Here is a 1,290-nt window from a genome sequence, read left to right on the forward strand (position 1 = left end):
TGAACGGCCATTAACAAGGCGGTCAACCGGACGCCAAAAGCGTACCGCTTTTGGTTCCCTCCGCTGGCGCTCCGGCGCCGGTTACCTCAGCGTTAGGGCGAAAAGGATATTTCGTGGCAAAGCGAGATTTGAAGGGCAAATTAGAGGCTTTTGACTCAGACCAACTGCGTAAGTGGTTAGCTTGGATCTTGTCCATCAATACTGGGGCTGTTTCCGCTGTTTTTATCTTCTATTTCATCAATTTTGATGGTGGGCTCTCGAGTGACCATACACGGTGGGGAACTTTTGGTGACTTCGTCGGCGGTATACTGAGCCCAATCCTTAGCTTTTCAGCTCTTATAGCTTTGCTGCTAACTATCGTGCTTCAGAGTCGCCAACTCGAGATATCAAAGAATGAACTTGAAGCTACTCGACAAGAACTCGCGCGCTCTGCTGCAGCTCAAGAGAAAGCAGAAAAGGCGCAACTGAAGCAGGCTAAGGCACAAGAGATCGCAGCGCGGATTGCAGCAATAAATCAACTTCTCCAGCTTGAAGATGAGGTCATTCGCCAAATTTCCTCGTGGAAGCCTGGCAGCCCTGAAATGGCCCGGCGTAACAACGCAATGGGTAACAAGCGCGGTCTGATTGGCGAGCTTCAGAACCTTTATCAACAATTAGGCACAATGTCAGATGAGCCCTAACCAACACAGTCACGGCGACGTCTACTTCATTGCGGCTTCGCCTCCATTACGTAGCCGCGCGTGCTGTCGGCGTTAGAGCCTACAGGGGGAGTGGCATGGCAAAACAGATTGTCGGATGCGTTTGTTTGGCGGCTGTCCTCGTCATGGCTTCTTTGTTTGTGCCGGCAACTGTTGATAGTAGAGCTGAAATGGGCAAAGTTCCTCACGGCTTTCCTTTTCCGTTTGTGTGGCAGAGCGTGGAGAAGCTAGACCCACCTTCGTTTCCACGCTCCTACGCTGTCATGCTTCCGCAGGAATACCCGACGTGGGTATCATTTGCTTCCCTATCTTTGAATATTGCGTTGGTTGGGGCAATGGCATTTGCTGCGTTACGGGTATTCAGGCGAAGGCGGTAGGGATGCAATGGCATATGACCTCGGAAGCTCTAACCAGTGCATTAAATTCGTTCCGGCCCGAGGGGCCTCCACCGGACGGCTTTCTCTCCGCTTCGCTGCGTAAAAGCCGCCGTTTATGCAGGCGTTATGGGGCTCTCGTATGAGAGATGACATTCCGAAAACTCACACTGAAGTTCTGGCTGCACTCAGTGGTCGCGGAAGTTTGTCGTTCGATA

1 protein-coding gene is annotated in these 1,290 nt (G+C 51.8%); it reads left to right on the forward strand.

Features of this window, described 5'->3' with window-relative positions:
• Positions 1–113 precede the first annotated feature (113 nt).
• Positions 114–680: a hypothetical protein gene (locus ACSSVV_RS20970; protein ID WP_454106971.1), complete on the forward strand. Its 567-nt coding sequence runs from the start codon at positions 114–116 to the stop codon at positions 678–680.
• Positions 681–1,290: the final 610 nt, after the last annotated feature.

This window comes from Marinobacter sp. MBR-105, from assembly GCF_053628895.1.